At 71.1% G+C, this 18,376-nt stretch carries 21 protein-coding genes and 1 tRNA gene; 12 read left to right on the plus strand and 10 right to left on the minus strand.

Going from position 1 to position 18,376, the window contains the following annotated elements:
* Positions 1-58: 58 nt before the first annotated feature.
* Together ACTHM3_RS01545 and ACTHM3_RS01550 are read left to right on the plus strand one after the other, a co-directional pair.
* Positions 59-568 (plus strand): amino-acid N-acetyltransferase, encoded by a 510-nt coding sequence (locus ACTHM3_RS01545; protein ID WP_440404324.1) that lies wholly within the window; start codon positions 59-61, stop codon positions 566-568.
* Positions 569-628: 60 nt separating this feature from the next.
* Positions 629-1,264, plus strand: coding sequence for a hypothetical protein (locus ACTHM3_RS01550; RefSeq protein ID WP_440404325.1), 636 nt, complete (start codon positions 629-631; stop codon positions 1,262-1,264).
* A gap of 37 nt (positions 1,265-1,301) precedes the next feature.
* Here ACTHM3_RS01550 and radA read toward each other — a convergent pair whose 3' ends face one another.
* From radA to ACTHM3_RS01580, 6 genes are all read right to left on the minus strand, one after another.
* The gene (gene radA / locus ACTHM3_RS01555; protein WP_440404326.1) at positions 1,302-2,666 is read right to left on the minus strand and encodes a DNA repair protein RadA; all 1,365 of its coding nucleotides are present in this window, start codon (positions 2,664-2,666) and stop codon (positions 1,302-1,304) included.
* Between the two features lie 95 nt (positions 2,667-2,761).
* Positions 2,762-3,370 carry a DUF5666 domain-containing protein gene (locus ACTHM3_RS01560; RefSeq protein ID WP_440404327.1) on the minus strand — a complete coding sequence of 203 codons (609 nt, stop codon included), beginning with the start codon at positions 3,368-3,370 and terminating at the stop codon, positions 2,762-2,764.
* Positions 3,371-3,390: 20 nt separating this feature from the next.
* Positions 3,391-4,731 (minus strand): ABC transporter permease, encoded by a 1,341-nt coding sequence (locus ACTHM3_RS01565; RefSeq protein WP_440404328.1) that lies wholly within the window; start codon positions 4,729-4,731, stop codon positions 3,391-3,393.
* Positions 4,728-5,423 carry an ABC transporter ATP-binding protein gene (locus tag ACTHM3_RS01570; protein WP_440404329.1) on the minus strand — a complete coding sequence of 232 codons (696 nt, stop codon included), beginning with the start codon at positions 5,421-5,423 and terminating at the stop codon, positions 4,728-4,730. The genes ACTHM3_RS01565 and ACTHM3_RS01570 overlap by 4 nt, the downstream gene beginning before the upstream one ends.
* Positions 5,423-6,739, minus strand: a complete 1,317-nt coding sequence (locus tag ACTHM3_RS01575) for an efflux RND transporter periplasmic adaptor subunit (protein WP_440404330.1) — start codon at positions 6,737-6,739, stop codon at positions 5,423-5,425. Before ACTHM3_RS01575 ends, ACTHM3_RS01570 begins: the two co-directional genes overlap by 1 nt.
* A gap of 72 nt (positions 6,740-6,811) precedes the next feature.
* On the minus strand, positions 6,812-8,449 hold the full coding sequence (locus ACTHM3_RS01580) for an HAD family acid phosphatase (protein ID WP_440404331.1): 1,638 nt from the start codon (positions 8,447-8,449) through the stop codon (positions 6,812-6,814).
* A gap of 100 nt (positions 8,450-8,549) precedes the next feature.
* Here ACTHM3_RS01580 and ACTHM3_RS01585 point away from each other — a divergent pair.
* The 3 genes from ACTHM3_RS01585 (at position 8,550) to ACTHM3_RS01595 (ending at position 9,756) form a co-directional block, all read left to right on the plus strand.
* Positions 8,550-8,639, plus strand: a tRNA-Ser gene (locus ACTHM3_RS01585).
* A 272-nt stretch (positions 8,640-8,911) separates the two neighbouring features.
* Positions 8,912-9,130 (plus strand): hypothetical protein, encoded by a 219-nt coding sequence (locus tag ACTHM3_RS01590; RefSeq protein ID WP_440404332.1) that lies wholly within the window; start codon positions 8,912-8,914, stop codon positions 9,128-9,130.
* On the plus strand, positions 9,130-9,756 hold the full coding sequence (locus ACTHM3_RS01595) for a hypothetical protein (RefSeq protein WP_440404333.1): 627 nt from the start codon (positions 9,130-9,132) through the stop codon (positions 9,754-9,756). The genes ACTHM3_RS01590 and ACTHM3_RS01595 overlap by 1 nt, the downstream gene beginning before the upstream one ends.
* Positions 9,757-10,077: 321 nt before the next feature.
* Here the strand turns inward: ACTHM3_RS01595 and ACTHM3_RS01600 are convergent, their stop codons facing one another.
* Positions 10,078-11,427: an MFS transporter gene (locus ACTHM3_RS01600; protein WP_440404334.1), complete on the minus strand. Its 1,350-nt coding sequence runs from the start codon at positions 11,425-11,427 to the stop codon at positions 10,078-10,080.
* Between the two features lie 175 nt (positions 11,428-11,602).
* Positions 11,603-12,286 (minus strand): GntR family transcriptional regulator, encoded by a 684-nt coding sequence (locus ACTHM3_RS01605; RefSeq protein WP_440404335.1) that lies wholly within the window; start codon positions 12,284-12,286, stop codon positions 11,603-11,605.
* A gap of 297 nt (positions 12,287-12,583) precedes the next feature.
* Here ACTHM3_RS01605 and ACTHM3_RS01610 point away from each other — a divergent pair, with 297 nt between their 5' ends.
* The 5 genes from ACTHM3_RS01610 to ACTHM3_RS01630 are packed head-to-tail and all read left to right on the plus strand — an operon-like array spanning position 12,584 to position 15,717.
* Positions 12,584-13,672: a mandelate racemase/muconate lactonizing enzyme family protein gene (locus ACTHM3_RS01610; protein WP_440404336.1), complete on the plus strand. Its 1,089-nt coding sequence runs from the start codon at positions 12,584-12,586 to the stop codon at positions 13,670-13,672.
* Entirely contained in the window at positions 13,669-13,803 is a 135-nt protein-coding gene (locus ACTHM3_RS01615) for a hypothetical protein (protein ID WP_440404337.1), read from the plus strand. Before ACTHM3_RS01610 ends, ACTHM3_RS01615 begins: the two co-directional genes overlap by 4 nt.
* Positions 13,800-14,648: a fumarylacetoacetate hydrolase family protein gene (locus ACTHM3_RS01620; protein WP_440404338.1), complete on the plus strand. Its 849-nt coding sequence runs from the start codon at positions 13,800-13,802 to the stop codon at positions 14,646-14,648. The genes ACTHM3_RS01615 and ACTHM3_RS01620 overlap by 4 nt, the downstream gene beginning before the upstream one ends.
* Positions 14,648-15,397, plus strand: a complete 750-nt coding sequence (locus ACTHM3_RS01625; RefSeq protein WP_440404339.1) for an SDR family NAD(P)-dependent oxidoreductase — start codon at positions 14,648-14,650, stop codon at positions 15,395-15,397. The genes ACTHM3_RS01620 and ACTHM3_RS01625 overlap by 1 nt, the downstream gene beginning before the upstream one ends.
* Positions 15,394-15,717 carry an L-rhamnose mutarotase gene (locus tag ACTHM3_RS01630; protein WP_440404340.1) on the plus strand — a complete coding sequence of 108 codons (324 nt, stop codon included), beginning with the start codon at positions 15,394-15,396 and terminating at the stop codon, positions 15,715-15,717. The genes ACTHM3_RS01625 and ACTHM3_RS01630 overlap by 4 nt, the downstream gene beginning before the upstream one ends.
* Before the next feature lies 1 nt (position 15,718).
* Here ACTHM3_RS01630 and ACTHM3_RS01635 read toward each other — a convergent pair whose 3' ends face one another.
* On the minus strand, positions 15,719-16,261 hold the full coding sequence (locus ACTHM3_RS01635) for a DUF2127 domain-containing protein (protein WP_440404341.1): 543 nt from the start codon (positions 16,259-16,261) through the stop codon (positions 15,719-15,721).
* A 143-nt stretch (positions 16,262-16,404) separates the two neighbouring features.
* On the minus strand, positions 16,405-17,190 hold the full coding sequence (locus tag ACTHM3_RS01640) for an SDR family NAD(P)-dependent oxidoreductase (protein ID WP_440404342.1): 786 nt from the start codon (positions 17,188-17,190) through the stop codon (positions 16,405-16,407).
* 89 nt (positions 17,191-17,279) lie between these two features.
* Between ACTHM3_RS01640 and ACTHM3_RS01645 the strand changes: the two genes are divergently transcribed.
* Together ACTHM3_RS01645 and ACTHM3_RS01650 are read left to right on the plus strand one after the other, a co-directional pair.
* Positions 17,280-17,753, plus strand: coding sequence for a MarR family winged helix-turn-helix transcriptional regulator (locus tag ACTHM3_RS01645; RefSeq protein ID WP_440404343.1), 474 nt, complete (start codon positions 17,280-17,282; stop codon positions 17,751-17,753).
* Between the two features lie 41 nt (positions 17,754-17,794).
* A partial coding sequence (locus ACTHM3_RS01650; RefSeq protein ID WP_440404344.1) for an NAD(P)-dependent oxidoreductase occupies positions 17,795-18,376 on the plus strand: 582 nt, incomplete at its 3' end.

An 18,376-nucleotide genomic window follows, 5' to 3' on the forward strand; every position in this document is an offset into this window, starting at 1 on the left:
GCCGGTGCGGTACGCCGCACCGGCGCTTCGCCGCGTGCGCGGTGGGTAGGGTCGAGGGGTGCCGCATCCCGAGCTCCGCGTCCGCCGCGCACGGACCGCGGACGTCGTGGAGATCGAGCGGCTCGTCGAGCCGCTCGTGCGGGAGCGCATCCTGCTCGGCAAGGACCGCGTCGTCCTCTACGAGGCGGTGCAGGAGTTCCGCGTCGCCGAGTCGTCGGACGGTGAGCTGGTCGGCTGCGGCGCCCTCCACGTCATGTGGGAGGACATCGGCGAGGTGCGCACGCTCGCGACGGCCGAGGGATGGCGTCGCCGCGGGGTCGGGCGCGCGATCCTCGACCGCATCGAGGACGACGCACGGGACCTCGGCCTCACCCGGCTCTTCTGCCTCACCTTCGAGACCGACTTCTTCCACGCCCACGGTTACGCCGAGATCGGGGAGGGCGTCGTCTCGCCCGACGTCTACGCGGAGCTCGTGCGCTCGCCCGACGAGGGCGTCGCCGAGTTCCTCGACCTGGCGCGGGTCAAGCCGAACACCCTCGGCAACACCCGGATGCTGAAGACCCTGTAGAGCACCCGACGCGCGGCGAGGCGCGACCGCTGCCTGCGGGCCCGGTCGTACCCTGTGCGCATGTCGACGATCCGCAACCCCGTGGGTCCGCAGCCGCCGAACGTCTACTGGCGTCGCCGGCTGCTGCTGCTGATCGGCGTCGTCGCGGTGATCGTCGTGATCCTGCTCATCGTCTTCGCGCCGAAGGGCGACTCGAAGGCGGCGACCGACAAGACCCCGACGCCGACCGCGACGAGCACGCCGCCGAACCCGGATCCGAAATTCAGCTCGAGCGGCACCGCCGCGGCCGCCGCCGGCACCTGCGATCCGAGCGTCGTGACGATCACGCCGATCACCGATGCGAGCAGCTACGCCGCCAACGCGCAGCCGCAGCTGTCGATGTCGATCGTCAATGCGAGCGCGAAGGCCTGCAGCCTCGACGTCGGCACGAAGGCGCAGCAGTACCTCATCACGAGCGGCGCCGACACGATCTGGAACTCCACGGCCTGCCAGCAGGATCCGACCTCCGATGTCCGGACGCTCGAACCCGGCAAGACGCTCACCACGACGCCGTTCGCGTGGAACCGCACCCGCTCCTCCGAGAGCGGCTGCGCGGCGAACCCCACTGCGGTCACGGGCGGCGGCGCGAGCTACCACCTGCAGGTCAAGCTCGGGAACATCACCTCCAAGGGCACGAAGCAGTTCATCCTGAACTGACCTCCGTCGCGTCCCGGCCTCGGCGCGGCGGCTCGAGTCAGAACGCCGGCACGTCGACGCGCTCGCCCGGCGCCGTGCGGGCGAACGCCGAGCGGATCGCTGCGTGGAGCGCCCCGGCGTCCCCGTCGATGAGGCCGGTGAAGCCGAGCCGCTTCGCCTCGGACGCGCGCTGCACCGCCGAGCTCACCGGTCGTATCTCGCCGGCGAGGCTGATCTCGCCGATCGCGGCGAGCGTCGCGGGCAACGCCTGGTCCCTGACGGCGCTCGCGATGGCGAGCGCGATCGCGAGATCGGCGCCCGGCTCCTGCAGCCGGATGCCGCCGACGGTCGAGACGTAGACGTCCGATGTCGAGAGGCGCAGCCCGCATCGCCGCTCGAGCACGGCGAGCAGCATGGCGACCCGCGACGCGTCCACCCCGTTCACGACGCGGCGCGGTTGCGGCGCCTGGGTGCCGACGATGAGCGCCTGCACCTCGACCGGCAGTGCCCGCCGGCCCTCCATCGCGATCGCAACGCACGTGCCGCTGACCGGGGCGCCGGAGCGCGACAGGAAGAGCCCGCTCGGATCCGGCACCTCGGCGATGCCGTCGCCGGTCATCTCGAAGCAGCCGACCTCGTCGGTCGGGCCAAAGCGGTTCTTCTGCGCGCGCACGAAGCGCAGCGCGGTCTGCCGGTCGCCCTCGAAGTGGCAGACCACGTCGACGAGGTGCTCGAGCAGCCGCGGACCGGCGATCGTGCCGTCCTTCGTCACGTGCCCGACAAGGAGCACGGGGAGCCCGCGCTCCTTGGCGACGCGGATGAGGGTGCCCGCCACCTCGCGCACCTGAGCGGGCTGCCCGGCGGCGCCGTCCGACAGCGCGGACGACACCGTCTGCACGGAGTCGACGATGAGCAGCTCCGGCTGTACGACGTCGACCTGTCCGAGGATGGTGGCGAGGTCGGTCTCGGAGGCGAGGTAGAGCTCGTCGGCGCCGTTCTCGCTGCCCAGCGCTCCGGTGCGCTGCGCGCGCAGCCGCACCTGGCTCGCCGACTCCTCGGCGCTCACGTAGAGCACGCGCACCCCGCGACGGGCGGCCCGCGACGCGACTTCGAGCAGCAGGGTCGACTTGCCGACGCCGGGCTCGCCGCTCAGGAGGATCGCGGCGCCCGGGACGACGCCGCCGCCGAGGACGCGGTCGAACTCTGCGATCCCGCTCGGCACATGCGTGCTCGCCTCCGCCCCCCACTGCGCGATCGGGCGCGCGGCACGCGACTCGGAGACGGGGGCCGCGGCGACGGCGGAGCGCGGCGCGTCCTTCTCGACCACGGTTCCCCACGCCTGGCATTCCGGGCAGCGCCCGTACCACTTGGAGCCCGCCCACCCGCACTCGGAGCACGCGTATGCGGTCGTCGGTCGGGCCATGCGACGACTCTAGGTCGAGCCCCGGACACGGGCGGCTCCCGCCGCACCGGGGGAGAGAACCGGCGGCGGCGGGAGCCTGGGGAGGGATCGCAGGGTCAGTCGGTCGAGCCCGCCGCCGTCCCCCCGCGGGGAGCGCCGGACCCGCCGCGGAGCCCGCCGAAGCCGGCTTGCCCCTCGGCGATCGTGGTCGCCGTCACGTCGCCGGACGAGTCCTTCTGACCGATGACGGTGATCGTCTCGCCGGCCTTCAGGCTGGAGACGCTCGAGGCGGAGGTCTTCGTGACCGTCGTCGAGTCGGAGGTCGAGACCTTGACGGTGGATCCGTCGCGCAGCTTCAGGGTGATCGTGTCGCCGTCGACGGAGCTGATGGTGCCGGCGGTGAACCCGCGGCCCGCTGCGGGGCCGCCCTGCGCGCCGGTGCCGCCGCCGTTCTGACCGCCGACGCCCGGTCCGCCGAATCCCTCCCCACCCCGGAAGCCGCCGCCGTTCTGCCCGAACCCGGCCCGCTGCGGGGACGCCTCGGCCGTCGAGTGACCGATGATGCCTCCGATCACGCCGCCCACGACGAGGGCGGCCACGAGAGCGAGGACGGGGGTGAGGAACCGGGTCCACTTCTTCTGCGGCCCGCCCGGCGCGGCCGGCGGCGGCGTGACCGGCGTCTCGGAGTCGCCGGCGGGAGGAGAGGGGAGGTTCGGGTCGGACATGGTGCTTTCCTTTCGCGAGGTCAGATGGCGCGAAGCGCCTGGATCGGGCGCATCCCCGCCGCGCGGGCCGCGGGGTAGACGCCGAAGAACACGCCGATGGCGACGGACACCCCGAGCGCCAGCGGAATGGAGAACCCGAGGACCTCGGGCTGCGTCCCGTTGATGGGGAACTGCGCGCCGACCAGGGCGACGACCGTGCCGAGGAGACCGCCGAGCAGGGTGAGCGTCGCGGCCTCGACGAGGAATTGGCCGAGGATCGCGCCGCGCGTCGCGCCGAGCGCCTTGCGGATGCCGATCTCACGAGTGCGCTCCGTGACCGTGACGAGCATGACGTTGGTCACGCCGATACCGCCGACGAGCAGCGAGATCGCGGCGACCGCGCCGAGCAGCACGGTGAAGCTCTGCGCGCTCGCGGCGGCCGTCTGGAGGAGCTGCGTCTGGTCGGTGATCGTGTACGGAGCCTGGGTCGATGCGGCCCCCGCCCCGGTCCCGGTCCCGGTCCCCGCACCCGCGCCGAGGCGTCGGCCGCCGGTTCCCGCGACGACTCCGGTCCCGCCCGAGGTCGTCGACGCGGTGGTCGACGCGCTCGGGTCGTAGGCGAGCAGCTGGTCGAGCATGATCTCGGTCTCACCCTGCGCGGCGGCCACCGCGTCCGACGACGTGGCCTCGACGGTCATCGAGCTGATCGGCCCGAACCCCGTGTAGCTGCGCTGCACCCGGGTGATGGGCGCGATGACCACCGCGTTGGCGTCCTGCAGGCCCGTCGACGCGACGGTCTGCAGGACGCCGCCGCCGGTGAAGGGCGTGCCGTCGACGTCGATCGACTGGCCGAGCGCGCTCCCGGTCGGGAACAGCTCCGACGCGAGGGTCGATCCGATGACCGCCGTCTTGGCGGCGTTCGTGACATCGGCGTCGGTGAAGGAGGCGCCGCTGCCGATGCGGTTGGTGGTCACGGTGAAGTAGTCGGGGATCGTGCCGACGAGGGACGTGGAGGTCTCCGAGGCGGTGGTCGACGACACGGTGAGGGAGGTGTCGACCTGCGGAACGACGGCCTTGACGTGACCGAGGTGCGCCTCCGCGAGGCGGTCCGCCACGTCGAGCGTGAGCTTCTTGGTGGAGTCGGAGCTCGTCGATGCGGTGCCGCCGCCGAACCCGAACCCGCCGCTCGCGCGCACCGTGAGGGTGTTGGTGCCGAGCTGGGTGATGAGGTTGCGGATCTGCGACGAGCTCCCGTTGCCGACCGCGAGCAGGAGGATGACCGCCGCGACGCCGATCGTGACCCCGAGCAGGGTGAGCGCCGAGCGGAGCTTGTTGGCGGTGATCCCGCGGAAGGCGCTGCGCAGCAGCTCGCCGGGCGTCATCGACGGGCTCCCGCGCGGACGTCGCTCACGAGGAGCCCGTCGCGGATGTGCACGACTCGCTGCGCGCGGGCGGCGACCTCGTCCTCGTGGGTGATCACGACGACGGTCCGTCCGGCGCCGGAGAGGCGCTCGAGGATGCCCAGCACGTCGTCGGTCGATGCCGAGTCCAGGTTGCCGGTCGGCTCGTCCGCGAGCACGATCGCCGGGTCGGTGACGAGCGCGCGCGCGATCGCGACGCGCTGCTGCTGGCCTCCGGAGAGGGCGTTCGGCAGGTGATCGGCCCGATCGGCCAATCCCACGAGCTCGAGCGCCGCCTCGGCGCGTGCGCGGCGCTCACCGCCGCGCACGCGCCCGTAGACCATGGGGAGCTCGACGTTGGCGAGCGCCGTCATCCGGGGGATGAGGTTGAACGACTGGAACACGAACCCGATCCGGCGGTTGCGCACCCGGGCGAGCGCGGTGTCGTCGAGCCCCGCGACGTCCTGGCCCTCGAGGAGGTAGGTGCCGGAGCTCGCCACGTCGAGGCAGCCCAGCACGTTCATGAGGGTCGATTTGCCCGATCCCGACGGCCCCATGATCGCGACGTGCTCCCCGCTCTCGACCGCGAGGTCGATGCCGCGGAGGGCGTGCACCGCGGCCTCGCCCGTGCCGTAGGTCTGACGGATGTCGCGCAGCTCGAGGACTGCGGCCATCAGTTGCCGCCTGCGCCGCCGCGGAATCCGCCGCCGGTTCCGCCGCCGAAGCCGCCGCCCCCGCCGAAGCCGCGTCCGCCGCCCGTGCCGGTCCCGAGGCCCGCACCCGTCCCCGTTCCGGTTCCCGTGCCCGTCGTCGTCGCCGAGATGCGCCCGATGACGACGGTCTCGCCCGCGGTCAGACCCTTCGTGATCTCGGTGCCTTGGTCGCCGACGACGCCGGTCGTCACGTCGACGGTGGACGTGGTCCCGTTCTTCACGACCTCCACCGTGGAGGAGCCGTTGCGCGTGGTGATCGCCGCGGCCGGCACGTAGAGCGCGTCGGCCTTGCTGGCCGCGATGGTGATCGCGGCCTCGGCGGTCTGCCCGAGTCGCGCCTTCGCGGGCAGCGCGTCGAGGGTGATGGTGGTCGCATAGGTGACGATCGAGTTGGACGCCGTCGCCGTCGGCGAGATCGCGGTCACCTTCGCCGTCGCGGTGGTGCCGGTCAGCGCGGGGAAGGTGACCGCCGCCGCCTGCCCGACCTGCACATCGCCGATGTCGGCCTCCGCGATGTTCGCCGTCACGACGTAGGCCGACGTGTCGGCGATGGTGACGAAGCCGGAGCCGCTCGACGACGAGCCCGAACCGGACCCGGAGCTCGCCGTGCCGCTCGATCCGCCGGAGCCCGTCGAGCCGCCTGAAGCACCCGAACTGCTCGACGATGAACCCGACGAGGACCCGCCGACCGCCCCGTTCACCGCGACCACCAGCCCCGCGATCGGAGCGGTCAGCGTCGCCTGCCCGAGCGCCGTCTCCGCCTGCTGGTAGGTGTCGTACGCCTTGGTCACGGCGGACTTGGCGGAGTTGATCGAGGAGGTCTCGTTCGCCCCCGCCTGCGCGCCTCCGGAGGAGGACGCCGACTCGGCGGCCGCCAGGTCCTGTTTGGCGTACACCCACGCGGTGTAGTCCTCGTTCGCGGTCTCCTGGAGTGCGGTCGGATCGATGGTGGCGAGCTGCTGGCCCGCGGTCACGGTCTGGCCGACGGCGACGTTGACGGCCGTGACGGTTCCGGAGACCTGGAACGCGGCCGACACCTCGCGTACCGGTTCGACCGTGCCGGACGCGGAGACGGTCTGGCTCACCGATCCCTGCTGGACGGTGGCCGTCAGCCGGGCCGACGCCGACGATGCGGCCGACGCCGACCACGGATGCCAGATCCACAGCCCTCCGCCCACGAGGGCGAGGACGATGACGCCGACGAGGATGCCGTTGACCAGCGCGGGCCGGGGGAGCTTCACGGTGAGCACGATGAACGCGCCGCATAAGCGCGGCATTCGACGCGCCTATGAACACGCCGAGAGCCCGACCCCCTCGGGGACCGGGCTCTCGGCGTCAGCGGGTGCCGACTACGGCAGGTAGTACGTCGGGTTCGGCAGCTTCACGTCGAAGAACGCGTGACCGCCGATCAGGTCGCTGTACTGGTCGCCCAGGTTCGCGATGATCCGATACTTCCCGCCCGCCTTGGTCTCGAGGTACGCGCGGGTACCCGACTTGTACTCGATGGTGGTGCAGGTCGCCCCGGCGGCGCAGTTCAGATAGGCGGGCTTCTGCCCGGCCGGGAACTTGGTGAAGTAGTTCGACGAGCCGAAGCCCTCGTACCCGACCTTTGTCACGTTCTCGATCGAGGCCGCCTTCTGCGCATCGCTGCGGCCGGTGATGCCGATCGGGGTGCAGCCCGCGGCCTTCACCGCGTTCTCGAACCCGACCATGCCGGGCGTCGCCGGGAAGACCTCGTTGAGGACGTCCTGGTTGTTCTGCGCCGGGTCGAAGTTGAAATGCATGACCGAGACCTCGCGGTCGTAGGTCTCGAGCATCGTGTCGTCGGTGTCGAAGATGACGGCCGGCTTCTGGTGCAGCTTCTTGCCGACGAAGCAGAGCGCCGAGATCTTCGCCAGGTTCTGGCGCTGGATCCTCTGCATCTCCGAGATGTACGGCGAGCTGATCTTGTTGGCGATGCCGGTGCCGGGGTCGCCGTAGTAGGTCGCGATCGTCTTCTTGACGGAGTCGATGTTCGGGATGCCCTCACCGCCCTGCGTCGTGCCGGAGGAGCCGTCCGCCTTCATCTCGAAGTGCGTGCGCGGTGCGAGCTGCGGCTCGTCCACGCCCGGGAGGTCGGGGGACGGGAGGTAGTAGGTCGGGTTCGGGAGCTTCTGGTTCTGCTCCGTGTAACCACCCTGGAGGTCGGAGAACTGGTCCCCGACGTTGAGCGCGATCTCGTAGCCGAGGTCCTGCTCGATGTGCTTGCGGGTGTTGGCCTTGTACTCCACCGTCGTGCAGGTCGCCGTCGCGCACGTCACGTAGGACGGCTGCGCACCGGGCGCCCACTTGGTGAAGTAGTTGTCGGTCGTGAAACCGGTGTAGCCGACCTTGGCCACGTTCTCGATCGACGCCTGCTGCTGCGCGGCGCTGCGGCCCGTGATCCCGAAGATCGCGAAGCCTGCATTCTGCGCCGCCTTGACGAACGCGGGCATCGCCGGGGTCGCGGGGAACACCTCGTTCAGCACGTCCTGGTTGTTCAGGGCGGGGTCGAAGTTGAAGTGCATCGCCGCGACCTCGCGGTCGTAGGTCATGAGCATGGTGTCGTCGGTGTCGAGCACGATCGCGGGCTTCTTGCCGGTGGCGGCGGCCTGCGCGTAGAGGGCGGGGAGCTCCGCCGTGAGCTTCTGCGCGATCCCGCTCATCTCGGCGATGTAGGGGGAGCTCGTCTTGTTGGCGATACCGGTGCCGGGGTCGCCGTAGTACGCGGCGATCGTCTTCTTGACGACGTCGATGTTCGGGATGCCCTCGCCGCCCTGGGTGGCGCCGCTCGACCCGTCGGGCGCCATCGTGAACTGCGTGCGCGGCGTCAGGCTGCTGTCATGCCCGAAGTTCGCCTGGCTCGTCGGCGATGCGGTGGCCGGCGCCGTACCGGCGAACAGGGCGCCGGCGGCGAGCGCGGCGGTGGCGACGCCGACCAGGGCGGCGCGGAGCGGACGTTTCGACATGAACCCCTCTTCCAGTCGTTCCACCCCCGAACGAGGGTCATTGTCGAACCTAGGGCGCACCGGTGACGGACACCACCCCCGCATGGGTAAACTCTCTCCCGGTACCGTGTCCGAGCGGCCGAAGGAGCATGTCTCGAAAACATGTGATGGTTCACGCCATCCGTGGGTTCAAATCCCACCGGTACCGCCAGCCGAGAGCCCCGGAATCGTTGAGATTCTGGGGCTCTTGCCGTCCCTCAGCGCCAGTTCCTCCACAAGACGCCCACAGCGTGTCTGGGGCAGCAGCCATTCTGGCCAGATGAAGGCCGAATCGCCCCATGTCTGTAAGGACAGCAAGATCAGGTTTGAGCGGCTGGACGCGTTCGCGAACGCCATACCGGGCCGTTACGGGCTGCAGACCATGTGCGAGGCAGGCGGCCTCTCCAACGCCTTCTGGTCTGCGAGGCCTCGCGGGACTGGTACGTGGCGAAGGGCCATCCGGCGACGTTCGATCTCGCCAAGGTGCTGCAGAACACGATGATCCTGGTGCGGGCGGGCGCCGGCTACCGCCTGGATGAGGTGGACACCTCGGGGACGCCGTGCGACGCGACCGGTGCTCCGATCGGGCGGTTCAGCCCTCGGCCGACGCCTCCCTCCTCGCTGCAGAAGAGCGACGTCGTCTCGCCGAAGGGAAGCAACTGATGAACCGTGGCATCACCGTCTCCGTCGCCGGTCTCGTGACTATCGCGCTGCTGCTGGCCCTGGCGGGCTGCTCGGGCCCCGGGCATCCCGCCGCGCCGAAGGTCGTCTGGAGTGTGGGCGTCGAGTCGGCACTCGCGACGGATCCCGCGGTGCGCGCAGTGCGGGCCGCCGATGTCGCGTGGGCGACGGCGGTGGTCACGCGCGACTTCTCGCGCGCCGATCTGCGCAAGACGGAGAGCTCGACGCTCATCGCGCACCAGCACAACGGCTACGTCACCAACTACGCCGGCACCGACGTGCCGACCTACACGCTCCCCGGGCCGTCGATCCAACTGCCGGTCTCGGTGAAGAACACCCCCGAGGGTGCCACGGTCGTCGTCTGCGATGCGTCGCGGGACTGGTACCGGACCGCGCGGCACAAGCCCGCGTATGACCTGACATTCGCGGCGAACCTCTCGATGACCCTGAAGAGGTCCGGAGACTCCTTCAAGCTCGTGGACATGCAGGCCCTGGGCACCCGCTGCGATGCGACCGGCGCCGCGATCGGCAGGTTCTCGCCGACCCCGGCGCTGCCCGCCTCCGTCGGCAAGGGCGACGTCATCCCGCCGAAGAAGCCTGCTCCGTGAGCGCCCGGTCCGATTCGATCGACTGGCATCGCGCTGTGCACTGTCTGCATCGACTACAGCGACGGCGCCGCCCCGGGCCGGCCCGTCTACGAGCGTCCCCAGATGCCGGCTTCCCGATCGCCGGTTGACCGAGGTCGACCTGCTGGGGTGCGGCCGGACGAGGGGTGACCCGGTTGCCGGATCCGGCGGCCCGATGCCAGCGCTTTCGGAACGTGAGATCGGTGGTGTCGGCGTCGACGACGGCAGCGCCGCCGAGAGCGCAGATGCGCAGGAGGACGGTGTCCCCGTCGGTGGTGGTGATCGCGGCGGGCGCGAGGCTGCTCACTCGCCGAATGACCCGGTCGAGGCCTTGAGCGCCGGCACCGTGGTCGTCCGCAGATCGCGTCCGCGGGTCTCGCCCCCGATCAGCAGCGCGACGATACCGATGAGGCAGGCCGCGATGATGAAGATCGACACGAGCCACGACGCGCCGCCGACGGCCGCGACGAGTGCGACGGCGATGAGCGGGGTGGTCCCGGCGGTGAGGGCACCCGCGACTTCGCGCGCGAACGCGAGCCCCGTCAGGCGGGCGGAGCCCGTGAAGAGTTCCGCGAAGTACGCCGCCTGAGGCCCGAACATGGCCCCGATGCCGATTCCGAGGCTCAGCACGATGGCGAGGGTGATGGTGAACGGCGCGCGCCCTCCGTCGATCAGCCAGAAGTAGGGGAACGCGAACAGGGCCGAGAACACCATCCCGGTGAGGATCACCGGTCGGCGGCCGACCCGGTCGGAGAGGAGCCCGAACAGCGGCAGCGACACGACGGTCACGGCGGTTCCGATCGTCGTCGCCATGGGGCCGATCGAGTTCGCGAGCTTGAGGTTGCCGACCAGGTAGGCCGTGATGAAGGCGAGGTTGATCGAGGAGACGACGTTCTGCGGGGTCTGCGTCAGGACCAGCAGGAGCATGCCGCGCTTCTCGCGGAGGAACACGTCCTTCACGGGGGAGCGGGGGGCCTTCTCCTCGGCCTGCAACTCGAGGAAGGCGGGGCTCTCGGCGAGCCGCAGTCGGATGACGAGCGCGATGACCACGACGATGATGCTGAGGCCGTAGGCGATCCGCCATCCCCATCCCAGGAACTGCTGCTCGGGCAGCTTGCTCACCAGCGCGAAGACGCCGGATGCGAGCAGCAGGCCGATGTAGACGCCCGAGGACGGCCAGGCGCCGTGCAGGCCGCGCCGGCGAGGATCCGCGTTCTCGACCGAGAAGACGGCGGCCCCGCCGAACTCCGCTCCTGCGCCGAGTCCCTGCACGAGCCGCAGGACGACCAGGAGGATCGGGGAGAGGATGCCGACCTGCTGATACGTGGGCAGCAGGGCCATGAGGAAGCTGGCGATCCCCATGACCAGCAGCGTCACGACGAGGACGCGCTTCCGGCCGATCACGTCGCCGAGCCGCCCGAAGACGAGACCGCCGAGCGGACGCACGAAGTAGCCGAAGGCGAAGGTCGTGAAGGCGGCGAGCGTCGATGCGGTGGGGTTGCCGGTCACGAACACGATCCGGTTGAAGACCAGGGCGGCGGCGGTCCCGTAGAGGTAGAAGTCGTACCACTCGAGGGCGGATCCGACCAGGGACGCGGCGGCGACCCCGAAGGTGCTGTTGCGTCGCGGAAGCGTGGTGGCTGGTGCTGACATCGTCGTCCTTCCATGTCCGCCCCCGCGATCCGCGGCGGCGCGATTCCATAGATCCTATAGAATTACGGAGCCGGCGTCGATGAATGCCATCGCGTAGCGGGAGCGCCCTGTGCGCCGCGCATCGCGATCGAGGACCCGCACGGCCCGCCCGTGACCGGCGAGGACCGGCCGGCGGTCAGTGCGAGCCGTCGAACGCGCTGAGAACGCGGGCGCGCGATCCCTCGATGTGGACGCGCATGGCCTTCTCCGCGGCGCGCGCATCGCCCGCCTCGATCGCCGAGGTGATCGCGGCGTGCTCGCGGATGGTGTGCGCGCCGTAGGTGCCTCGGTAGGCGAGGCGCGTCACGTGGAGGTGGGCGTGGGTGCGGGCGAACGCCTGCCGCACCGTCTCGTTGCCGGCGGCGCGCAGCACGAGGTCATGGAATCGCGTGTCGTGTACCGAGAGCTCCTGATACGAGATCTCCTCGTCGCCGGCGATGCCGGTCGCGCCGTCCACCTCGCGGCGCACCTCGGCGACGGCCGCCGCGTCGTGCGCCTTCGCCGCGCGCGCGGCGGACGGCGGCTCGATCATCAGCCGCAGGTCGTAGAGCTCGTCGACCTGTCGTTCCGTGAGCAGCTCGGTCGTCCGATATCCCTTGAGGGGCAGCTTCAGCACGAGGTCGTCGGATTCGAGCCGGGCGAGCGATTCGCGGACCGGCGTCGCCGAGACGTCGAGCTGTCGGGCGATCTCCTCGATGTTGATCCGGGTGCCCGGGGGGATCGCACTCGACATGATGAGCGTCCGCAGCCGCGAGTAGATCTCGTCGGCCAGCATCTGCCGAGGCTGCAGTGCTCCGACGACGTCGACCAGGGAGTCCATGGCCGCTCCGTCCTGACGCCCTTCTTGACAAGCACGTCGCGCCCAGTAGCTTAGTCTCGTGAAAGATCCTATAGGATCTATTCAGCTCTTGAGGCGCATCAGGATTGGGGGCCTCGACCACGGCATGCGCAGGGAGAAGCCGGGCGTGATCGTCGGCTCGGGCTGCCTTCATCGCCACGAAAGACGACGCCACCACCGACGACGCGGTGCGCGGGGTGGCGACGAAGCGCTCCAGAAGGGCGTCCAGACCGCATACCTGAACTGCACGTAGTCCCGCCGGCATCCCACGGAGTCCTCATGCCCCTCATCACCGCCGCCCGCGCGTACCTGGTCGACCTCGAGGTCGAGACGGTCCGCACCGATGCCCTGCAGACGTTCGTCAAGCAGGAGACGCTGTTCGTCGAGATCGACACCGACGACGGCCTCACGGGCACCGGGTACTCCTACACGATCGGGACGGGTGGTCGCGCGACGCTGTCGATGCTGCGCGACCACCTGATCCCGCTGCTGCCCGGGCTCGACGCCGCCTCCACCGAGACGGTCTGGCGCACGCTGTTCCTGCACACCAAGGCCACCACCGTGGGCGTCATCACGGCGCTGGCGCTCGCGGCGGTCGACACCGCGATCTGGGATCTCAAGAGCCGGCGGGAGGGCCTTCCGCTCTGGCAGGTCGCTGGCGGCCATCGACCGGAGGTGCCGCTCTACGACACCGAGGGAGGCTGGCTGCAGCTCTCGGTCGACGAGCTCGTCCGCGGGGCGGCCGCGTCGCGCGACGCCGGATGGCGCGGCGTCAAGGTGAAGATCGGCAAGCCCGACCCGCACGAGGATCTCGAGCGACTCGTGGCCGTGCGCTCGGTCATCGGGCCGGGCATGGACCTCATGGTCGACGCCAACCAGTCGCTCACCTCGGCCGACGCGATCCGGCGTGCGCACATCCTCGAGCCGGTCGACCTGTTCTGGATCGAGGAACCACTGCCCGCGGAAGACGTGGCCGGTCACGAGCGCCTCGCCGCCGCCACGCCGACGCCGATCGCGGTGGGCGAGTCGATCTACTCGGTGGGGCAGTTCCGCGAGTACCTGCAGCGCGGGGCCGCCGGGATCGTGCAGGTGGACGTGGCCCGGATCGGCGGGATCACCCCCTGGCTGAAGGTCGCCCACCTCGCGGAGGCGTTCAACGTCGAGGTGTGCCCGCACTTCCTCATGGAGCTGCACGTCAGCCTCACCGCCGCGGTGCCGAACGGGCGTTACGTCGAGCACATCCCGCAGCTGCGCGCCATCACGACGAACCGCATCGAGATCCGCGACGGCGTCGCCGTGGCGCCCACCGCTCCCGGCCTCGGCATCGAGTGGGATCCTGACGCGGTGGACGATCGGCGGGTCGCGTGAGTTCCGCGCCCTCCGTCGCGCCGCCCCTCACGAGGATCGCCTCCGTCTACGCCCGCACCCGGCACCTCACCGAGATGATCACCCTCCAGTGCGTGATCCGGCTCATCCACGGCAACGGGGCGACCCCATGAGATTCGGACGGCTCGGTCCGATCGGCGACGAGATCCCGGTGCTCTTCGACGGCGACGCGATCCGCGATCTGCGCGGCGTCGTCGGCGCGCGAGGAGTGGACGCGGCGACGGTCGAACGCGTGCGGCCCGCCGCAGCGCGGGCGGGTCTCCCCCTGCTCGAGGGGGCGGACGGGCTCCGGACAGGGTCGCCGATCGCGCGGCCCGGGGCGATCTACTGCATCGGGATGAACTACGCGGCGCACGCCGCCGAATCGGGCTCGGAGCCGCCGACGTCGCCGGTGCTGTTCCTGAAACCGCCCAACACGGTCGTCGGACCGCACGACCCCGTGGCGATCCCTCGCGGCAGCACCCGGACCGACTGGGAGGTCGAGCTCGGCGTGGTGATCGGCCGGACCGCGCTCTACCTCGACTCGCCTGACCAGGCGCTCGACCACGTGCTCGGGTACGTCGCCGCCGACGACCTGTCGGAACGCGACTTCCAGCTCGTGCAGTCCGGCGGCCAATGGAGCAAGGGGAAGTCCGCCCCCGGGTTCACCCCGCTCGGTCCGTGGCTCGTGACGGGCGACGAGGTGGACCCTCGCGACCTGCGGCTCACCAGCCGGGTCAACGGTGAGCCGCGGCAGGACTCGTCGACGCGGGACCTCATCTTCGACGTGCCCTATGTCATCTGGCACCTCAGCCAGTACCTTCGGCTCGACCCCGGAGATCTCATCCTGACCGGAACCCCGGAGGGTGTCGCGCTCTCGGGACGCTTCCCGTACCTGACCGACGGGGACGTCGTCGAGGTCGAGATCGACGGGCTCGGTCGGCAGAGAACGCCGTTCACGGCGGAGATGAGACGATGATGGGCGCATTCGACGGACTGGTGGTCCTGATCACCGGGGGAGCGTCCGGCATCGGCGCCGCCACCGCTCGACGCTTCGCCGAGGAGGGCGCGCGGATCGCGATCCTCGACCGCGACACCACGAACGCCGACCCGGAATTCACGGCGCGGACGGTCGACATCACCGATGACGAGGGTGTTCGAGCCGCCGTCCGCAGCATCGGCGACGAGCTGGGCGGGATCGACATCGTCATCAACAACGCCGGTATCGGCGCGCAGGGCGACATCGCCGCCAACCCGGCGGAGGAATGGCTCCGGGTGCTGGACGTCAACGTCGTCGGGATCGCGCGCGTCACGTCGGCGGCCCTGCCCTACCTGCGGAGCTCGGCGCATGCCGCGGTCGTGAACACGGCGTCCATCGCCGCGACGGCCGGCCTGCCGCAGCGCGCCCTGTACAGCGCCTCGAAGGGAGCGGTGCTCGCCCTCACCCGGGCCATGGCGGCCGATCACCTGCGGGAGGGAATCCGCGTCAACGCCGTCAGCCCGGGAACGGCCGACACTCCGTGGGTCGGTCGACTCCTCGAGAGCGCCGAGGACCCCGCGGCCGAGCGCGCTGCGCTGAACGCCCGCCAGCCGAGCGGGCGCCTGGTCACCGCGGACGAGGTCGCCACCGCGATCCTCCACCTGGCCGACCCGCGATCCACGGCGACCACCGGCACGAGCCTCGCCGTCGACGGCGGCATGCAGGAACTCCGACTGCGTCCCGAATGAGCGAGCACTACGGCCAGGTCGTCGGCCTGCGGCCCGAGCGGCGCGAGGAATACCTGCGGTTGCATCGCCCGGTGTGGGTGGAGGTCGAGCGGACGATCCGCGGCTGCGGGACCCGCGACGACCGGATCTACCTGCACGGCGATCTGCTGTTTCTCGACGTTCGAGTACCTCGGCACCGACTACGCCACCGCATGGCGCGCATGGCGGCGGACCCGGTGACCCGGCGATGGTGGGACCTGACCGGCCGCCGCCGGATTGCGCTCGACCCCTCCGGGACCCCGTGGTCGAAGGCCGGCCACCCCGGCTCTCCTCGAAGGTGAGTCAGCTCGGCGAGCGGTCGGCGGCGGCTCGATCGGCGCGCGCACTCCGCGTCCACGCTCCGGTCGCCCGCAGCGTGTCGCGCAGGCTCCGCCCCTCGCGCCACTCGCGCACCGTCAGCGCGATGATCGCGATGTCGAGGAGCGTCAGGAGCGCGATCCCGACGGAGGGATGCAGCGCGAACTCGACGATCTGATAGATCGTGAGCGCGCTCAGCGCGGCGATCGCCCAGGGGTAGACCCGGGTCGCGCCGACGACGAGCGCGACGACGATGGCGAGCTTCACCACGCCGTGCACGAGGAGGTACACGCCGAGGAAGAAGGCGCCGTGCCCGTGCAGCTGGGCGACGCCGCTCTGCAGGAGGCGGGCGACGCGGTCGTGCGGGTCCTCGAGGAGCTCGCCCGCGGTGGCCCCGCGCACCAGCGCCGTGAGCGTGGCGGGGGAGAGGAACAGGAGCGGCAGGCCGACGACGACCTCCACGAGCCCGTCGAGCGCCTTGAAAGCGATCCCGATCAGGAAGACGAGGTCGAGGACGTGCCGGCGCATCCCGTGCCGCCTCACGCGAAGAACGCCGACGTGTCGACGGCATCCGTGCGGCGCATCCCGCGGCGGACCGCGTGGCTGTCGCGGAGGAGCTCCGCCGCGTCGGCGCGCGTCGTCATGCCGCGAGGATACGCGCCGCCCCTGCGTCAGAGCAGCGAGGTGAGCACCCCGCCGTCCGCCCGCAGCGCGGCGCCGTTCGTCGCGGACGACAACGGGCTGGCGAGGTAGACCACGAGGCTCGCGATCTCGGCCGGTTCGAGGAACCGCTCGACGAGCGACGTGCGGTTGGCACCGATGATCGCCGTGCGGAGCTCGGCCGCCGGCAGGCCCTGCGCCGCGGCGAGGGCCTCGACCGCGTCGGCGACGCCATCGGAGTAGGTCGGTCCGCCGAGGACCGTGTTGACGGTGACCGCCGTGCCGCGGGTGAGCTTCGCGAGCCCGTTGCCGAGGGCGAGCATCCCGGCCTTCGTCACCCCGTAGGGGATCATGTCGGCCGGCACGTTGACGCCGGACTCGCTCGCGACGAGGATCACGCGGCCGTGCCCGCGGTCGAGCATCCCGCCGAGCAGGCCGCGCGTGAGCCGCACCGCGCTCAGCAGGTTGACGTCGAGGCAGCGCTGCCATGCGGCGTCGTCGATGTCGGCGAACGGGGCGACATCGAACGCCCCCGCGTTGTTGACGAGCACATCGACCTCGCCGAGGCGCCGCAGCAACTCCGCGGTCGCGTCGGCGTCGGCGAGGTCGGCGGCGATGCCGGAGACCGCCGAGGCCGGGGCGACCCCTCGCAGACGTGCGACCGCGGCGTCGACACCGGACTCGGAGCGCCCGTTGAGCACGACCTCCGCCCCCTCGCGGGCGAGCGCCTCGGCGATGGCGGCGCCGATGCCGCGGGTCGATCCGCTCACGAAGGCCCGAGCGCCCTCCAACCCCATGTCCACACGATCTCCTTTCGCTTGCTCAGTCAAGTCACCCCAGCGTGACGGACTTTCCTGAGCAAGTCAAAATCGCGTAGTCTCGCGGCATGTCCGCCGACCGTTTCGACGCCGAGGAGCTCGCCACCTGGTCGGCTCTCGCGACCCTGCTCGAATGGCTGCCCGCCGCACTCGACGCGCAGCTGCAGCGCGACGCGGGGCTCACCCACTTCGAGTACGGCATCCTGTTCGCGCTCGACGATGCCGACGAGGGCACGCTGCGCATGAGCACGCTGGCGGCCTACGCCAACAGCTCGCTCTCGCGGCTCTCGCGCGCCGTCGGGCGACTGGAGTCGCGCGGCTGGGCGCGGCGCTCGCCGGATCCCGCCGACGGGCGCTTCACGCTCGCGATCCTCACCGAGGACGGGCGCGATGCGGCGCGCGCGGCGACGCCCGGGCACGTGGAGCTGGTGCGCCGCGTCGTATTCGGCTCCCTCACCGCGGCGCAGGCGCGCGGGCTCCGACAGGCGAGCCTCCGCATCGTCGGCGCGCTCCGGGAGGACGGCGGTTGGCGCCCCTCCTGACCCTGTTCCCCTCCCGCTCGAGGACGGGCGAGGATCGTGATGTGGACGATCGCACCGTCGGCTTCATCGGGCTCGGGATCATGGGCGTGCCGATGGCGCGCAACCTCGCGCGCGGCGGGGTGGACCTCGTCGTGTGGGCGCGCTCCGCGGCCGCCGTCGAGGAGGTCGTCGGCGCCGGGGCGCGGGCCGTCGACGACGTGGCGGCGGTCTTCGCGGCGGCGGAGACGGTCATCCTGATGCTCCGCGACGAGGCGGCCGTCGACGCGGTGCTGCGCCGGGGGTCGGCGGAGTTCGCCCCGCTCGTCCGCGACCGCACGGTGGTGCAGATGGGCACCTTCACCACGGCGTTCTCCTCCGCCCTGGCGACGGAGGTCGACGCGGCGGGCGGACGCTACGTCGAGGCCCCCGTGTCCGGATCGCGCGGTCCCGCCGAGCAGGGCACGCTCGTCGCGATGCTCGCGGGCGATCCGGAGGCGATCGAGCACGTCGAGCCCGTGGTCGCGGCGATGTGCGCGCAGTCCTTCCGTTGCGGCCCCGTGCCGGCGGCCCTGACGATGAAACTGGCGGTCAACACGTTCCTGATCACGATGGTCACCGGGCTGGCCGAGACCTTCCACTTCGCC

The sequence above is a fragment of the Pseudolysinimonas sp. genome (genome assembly GCF_051954455.1).
GTDB lineage: Bacteria > Actinomycetota > Actinomycetes > Actinomycetales > Microbacteriaceae > Pseudolysinimonas.

What these genes read in the sequence shown, in the direction of transcription:
- ACTHM3_RS01550 (WP_440404325.1), top strand. Translation starts at nt 629, where the DNA reads ATGTCGACGATCCGCAACCCCGTGGGTCCGCAGCCGCCGAACGTCTAC.
- radA (WP_440404326.1), bottom strand. Translation starts at nt 2,666, where the DNA reads ATGGCCCGACCGACGACCGCATACGCGTGCTCCGAGTGCGGGTGGGCG.
- ACTHM3_RS01560 (WP_440404327.1), bottom strand. Translation starts at nt 3,370, where the DNA reads ATGTCCGACCCGAACCTCCCCTCTCCTCCCGCCGGCGACTCCGAGACG.
- ACTHM3_RS01565 (WP_440404328.1), bottom strand. Translation starts at nt 4,731, where the DNA reads ATGACGCCCGGCGAGCTGCTGCGCAGCGCCTTCCGCGGGATCACCGCC.
- ACTHM3_RS01570 (WP_440404329.1), bottom strand. Translation starts at nt 5,423, where the DNA reads ATGGCCGCAGTCCTCGAGCTGCGCGACATCCGTCAGACCTACGGCACG.
- ACTHM3_RS01575 (WP_440404330.1), bottom strand. Translation starts at nt 6,739, where the DNA reads ATGCCGCGCTTATGCGGCGCGTTCATCGTGCTCACCGTGAAGCTCCCC.
- ACTHM3_RS01580 (WP_440404331.1), bottom strand. Translation starts at nt 8,449, where the DNA reads ATGTCGAAACGTCCGCTCCGCGCCGCCCTGGTCGGCGTCGCCACCGCC.
- ACTHM3_RS01595 (WP_440404333.1), top strand. Translation starts at nt 9,130, where the DNA reads ATGAACCGTGGCATCACCGTCTCCGTCGCCGGTCTCGTGACTATCGCG.
- ACTHM3_RS01600 (WP_440404334.1), bottom strand. Translation starts at nt 11,427, where the DNA reads ATGTCAGCACCAGCCACCACGCTTCCGCGACGCAACAGCACCTTCGGG.
- ACTHM3_RS01605 (WP_440404335.1), bottom strand. Translation starts at nt 12,286, where the DNA reads ATGGACTCCCTGGTCGACGTCGTCGGAGCACTGCAGCCTCGGCAGATG.
- ACTHM3_RS01610 (WP_440404336.1), top strand. Translation starts at nt 12,584, where the DNA reads ATGCCCCTCATCACCGCCGCCCGCGCGTACCTGGTCGACCTCGAGGTC.
- ACTHM3_RS01620 (WP_440404338.1), top strand. Translation starts at nt 13,800, where the DNA reads ATGAGATTCGGACGGCTCGGTCCGATCGGCGACGAGATCCCGGTGCTC.
- ACTHM3_RS01625 (WP_440404339.1), top strand. Translation starts at nt 14,648, where the DNA reads ATGGGCGCATTCGACGGACTGGTGGTCCTGATCACCGGGGGAGCGTCC.
- ACTHM3_RS01630 (WP_440404340.1), top strand. Translation starts at nt 15,394, where the DNA reads ATGAGCGAGCACTACGGCCAGGTCGTCGGCCTGCGGCCCGAGCGGCGC.
- ACTHM3_RS01635 (WP_440404341.1), bottom strand. Translation starts at nt 16,261, where the DNA reads ATGCGCCGGCACGTCCTCGACCTCGTCTTCCTGATCGGGATCGCTTTC.
- ACTHM3_RS01640 (WP_440404342.1), bottom strand. Translation starts at nt 17,190, where the DNA reads ATGGGGTTGGAGGGCGCTCGGGCCTTCGTGAGCGGATCGACCCGCGGC.
- ACTHM3_RS01645 (WP_440404343.1), top strand. Translation starts at nt 17,280, where the DNA reads ATGTCCGCCGACCGTTTCGACGCCGAGGAGCTCGCCACCTGGTCGGCT.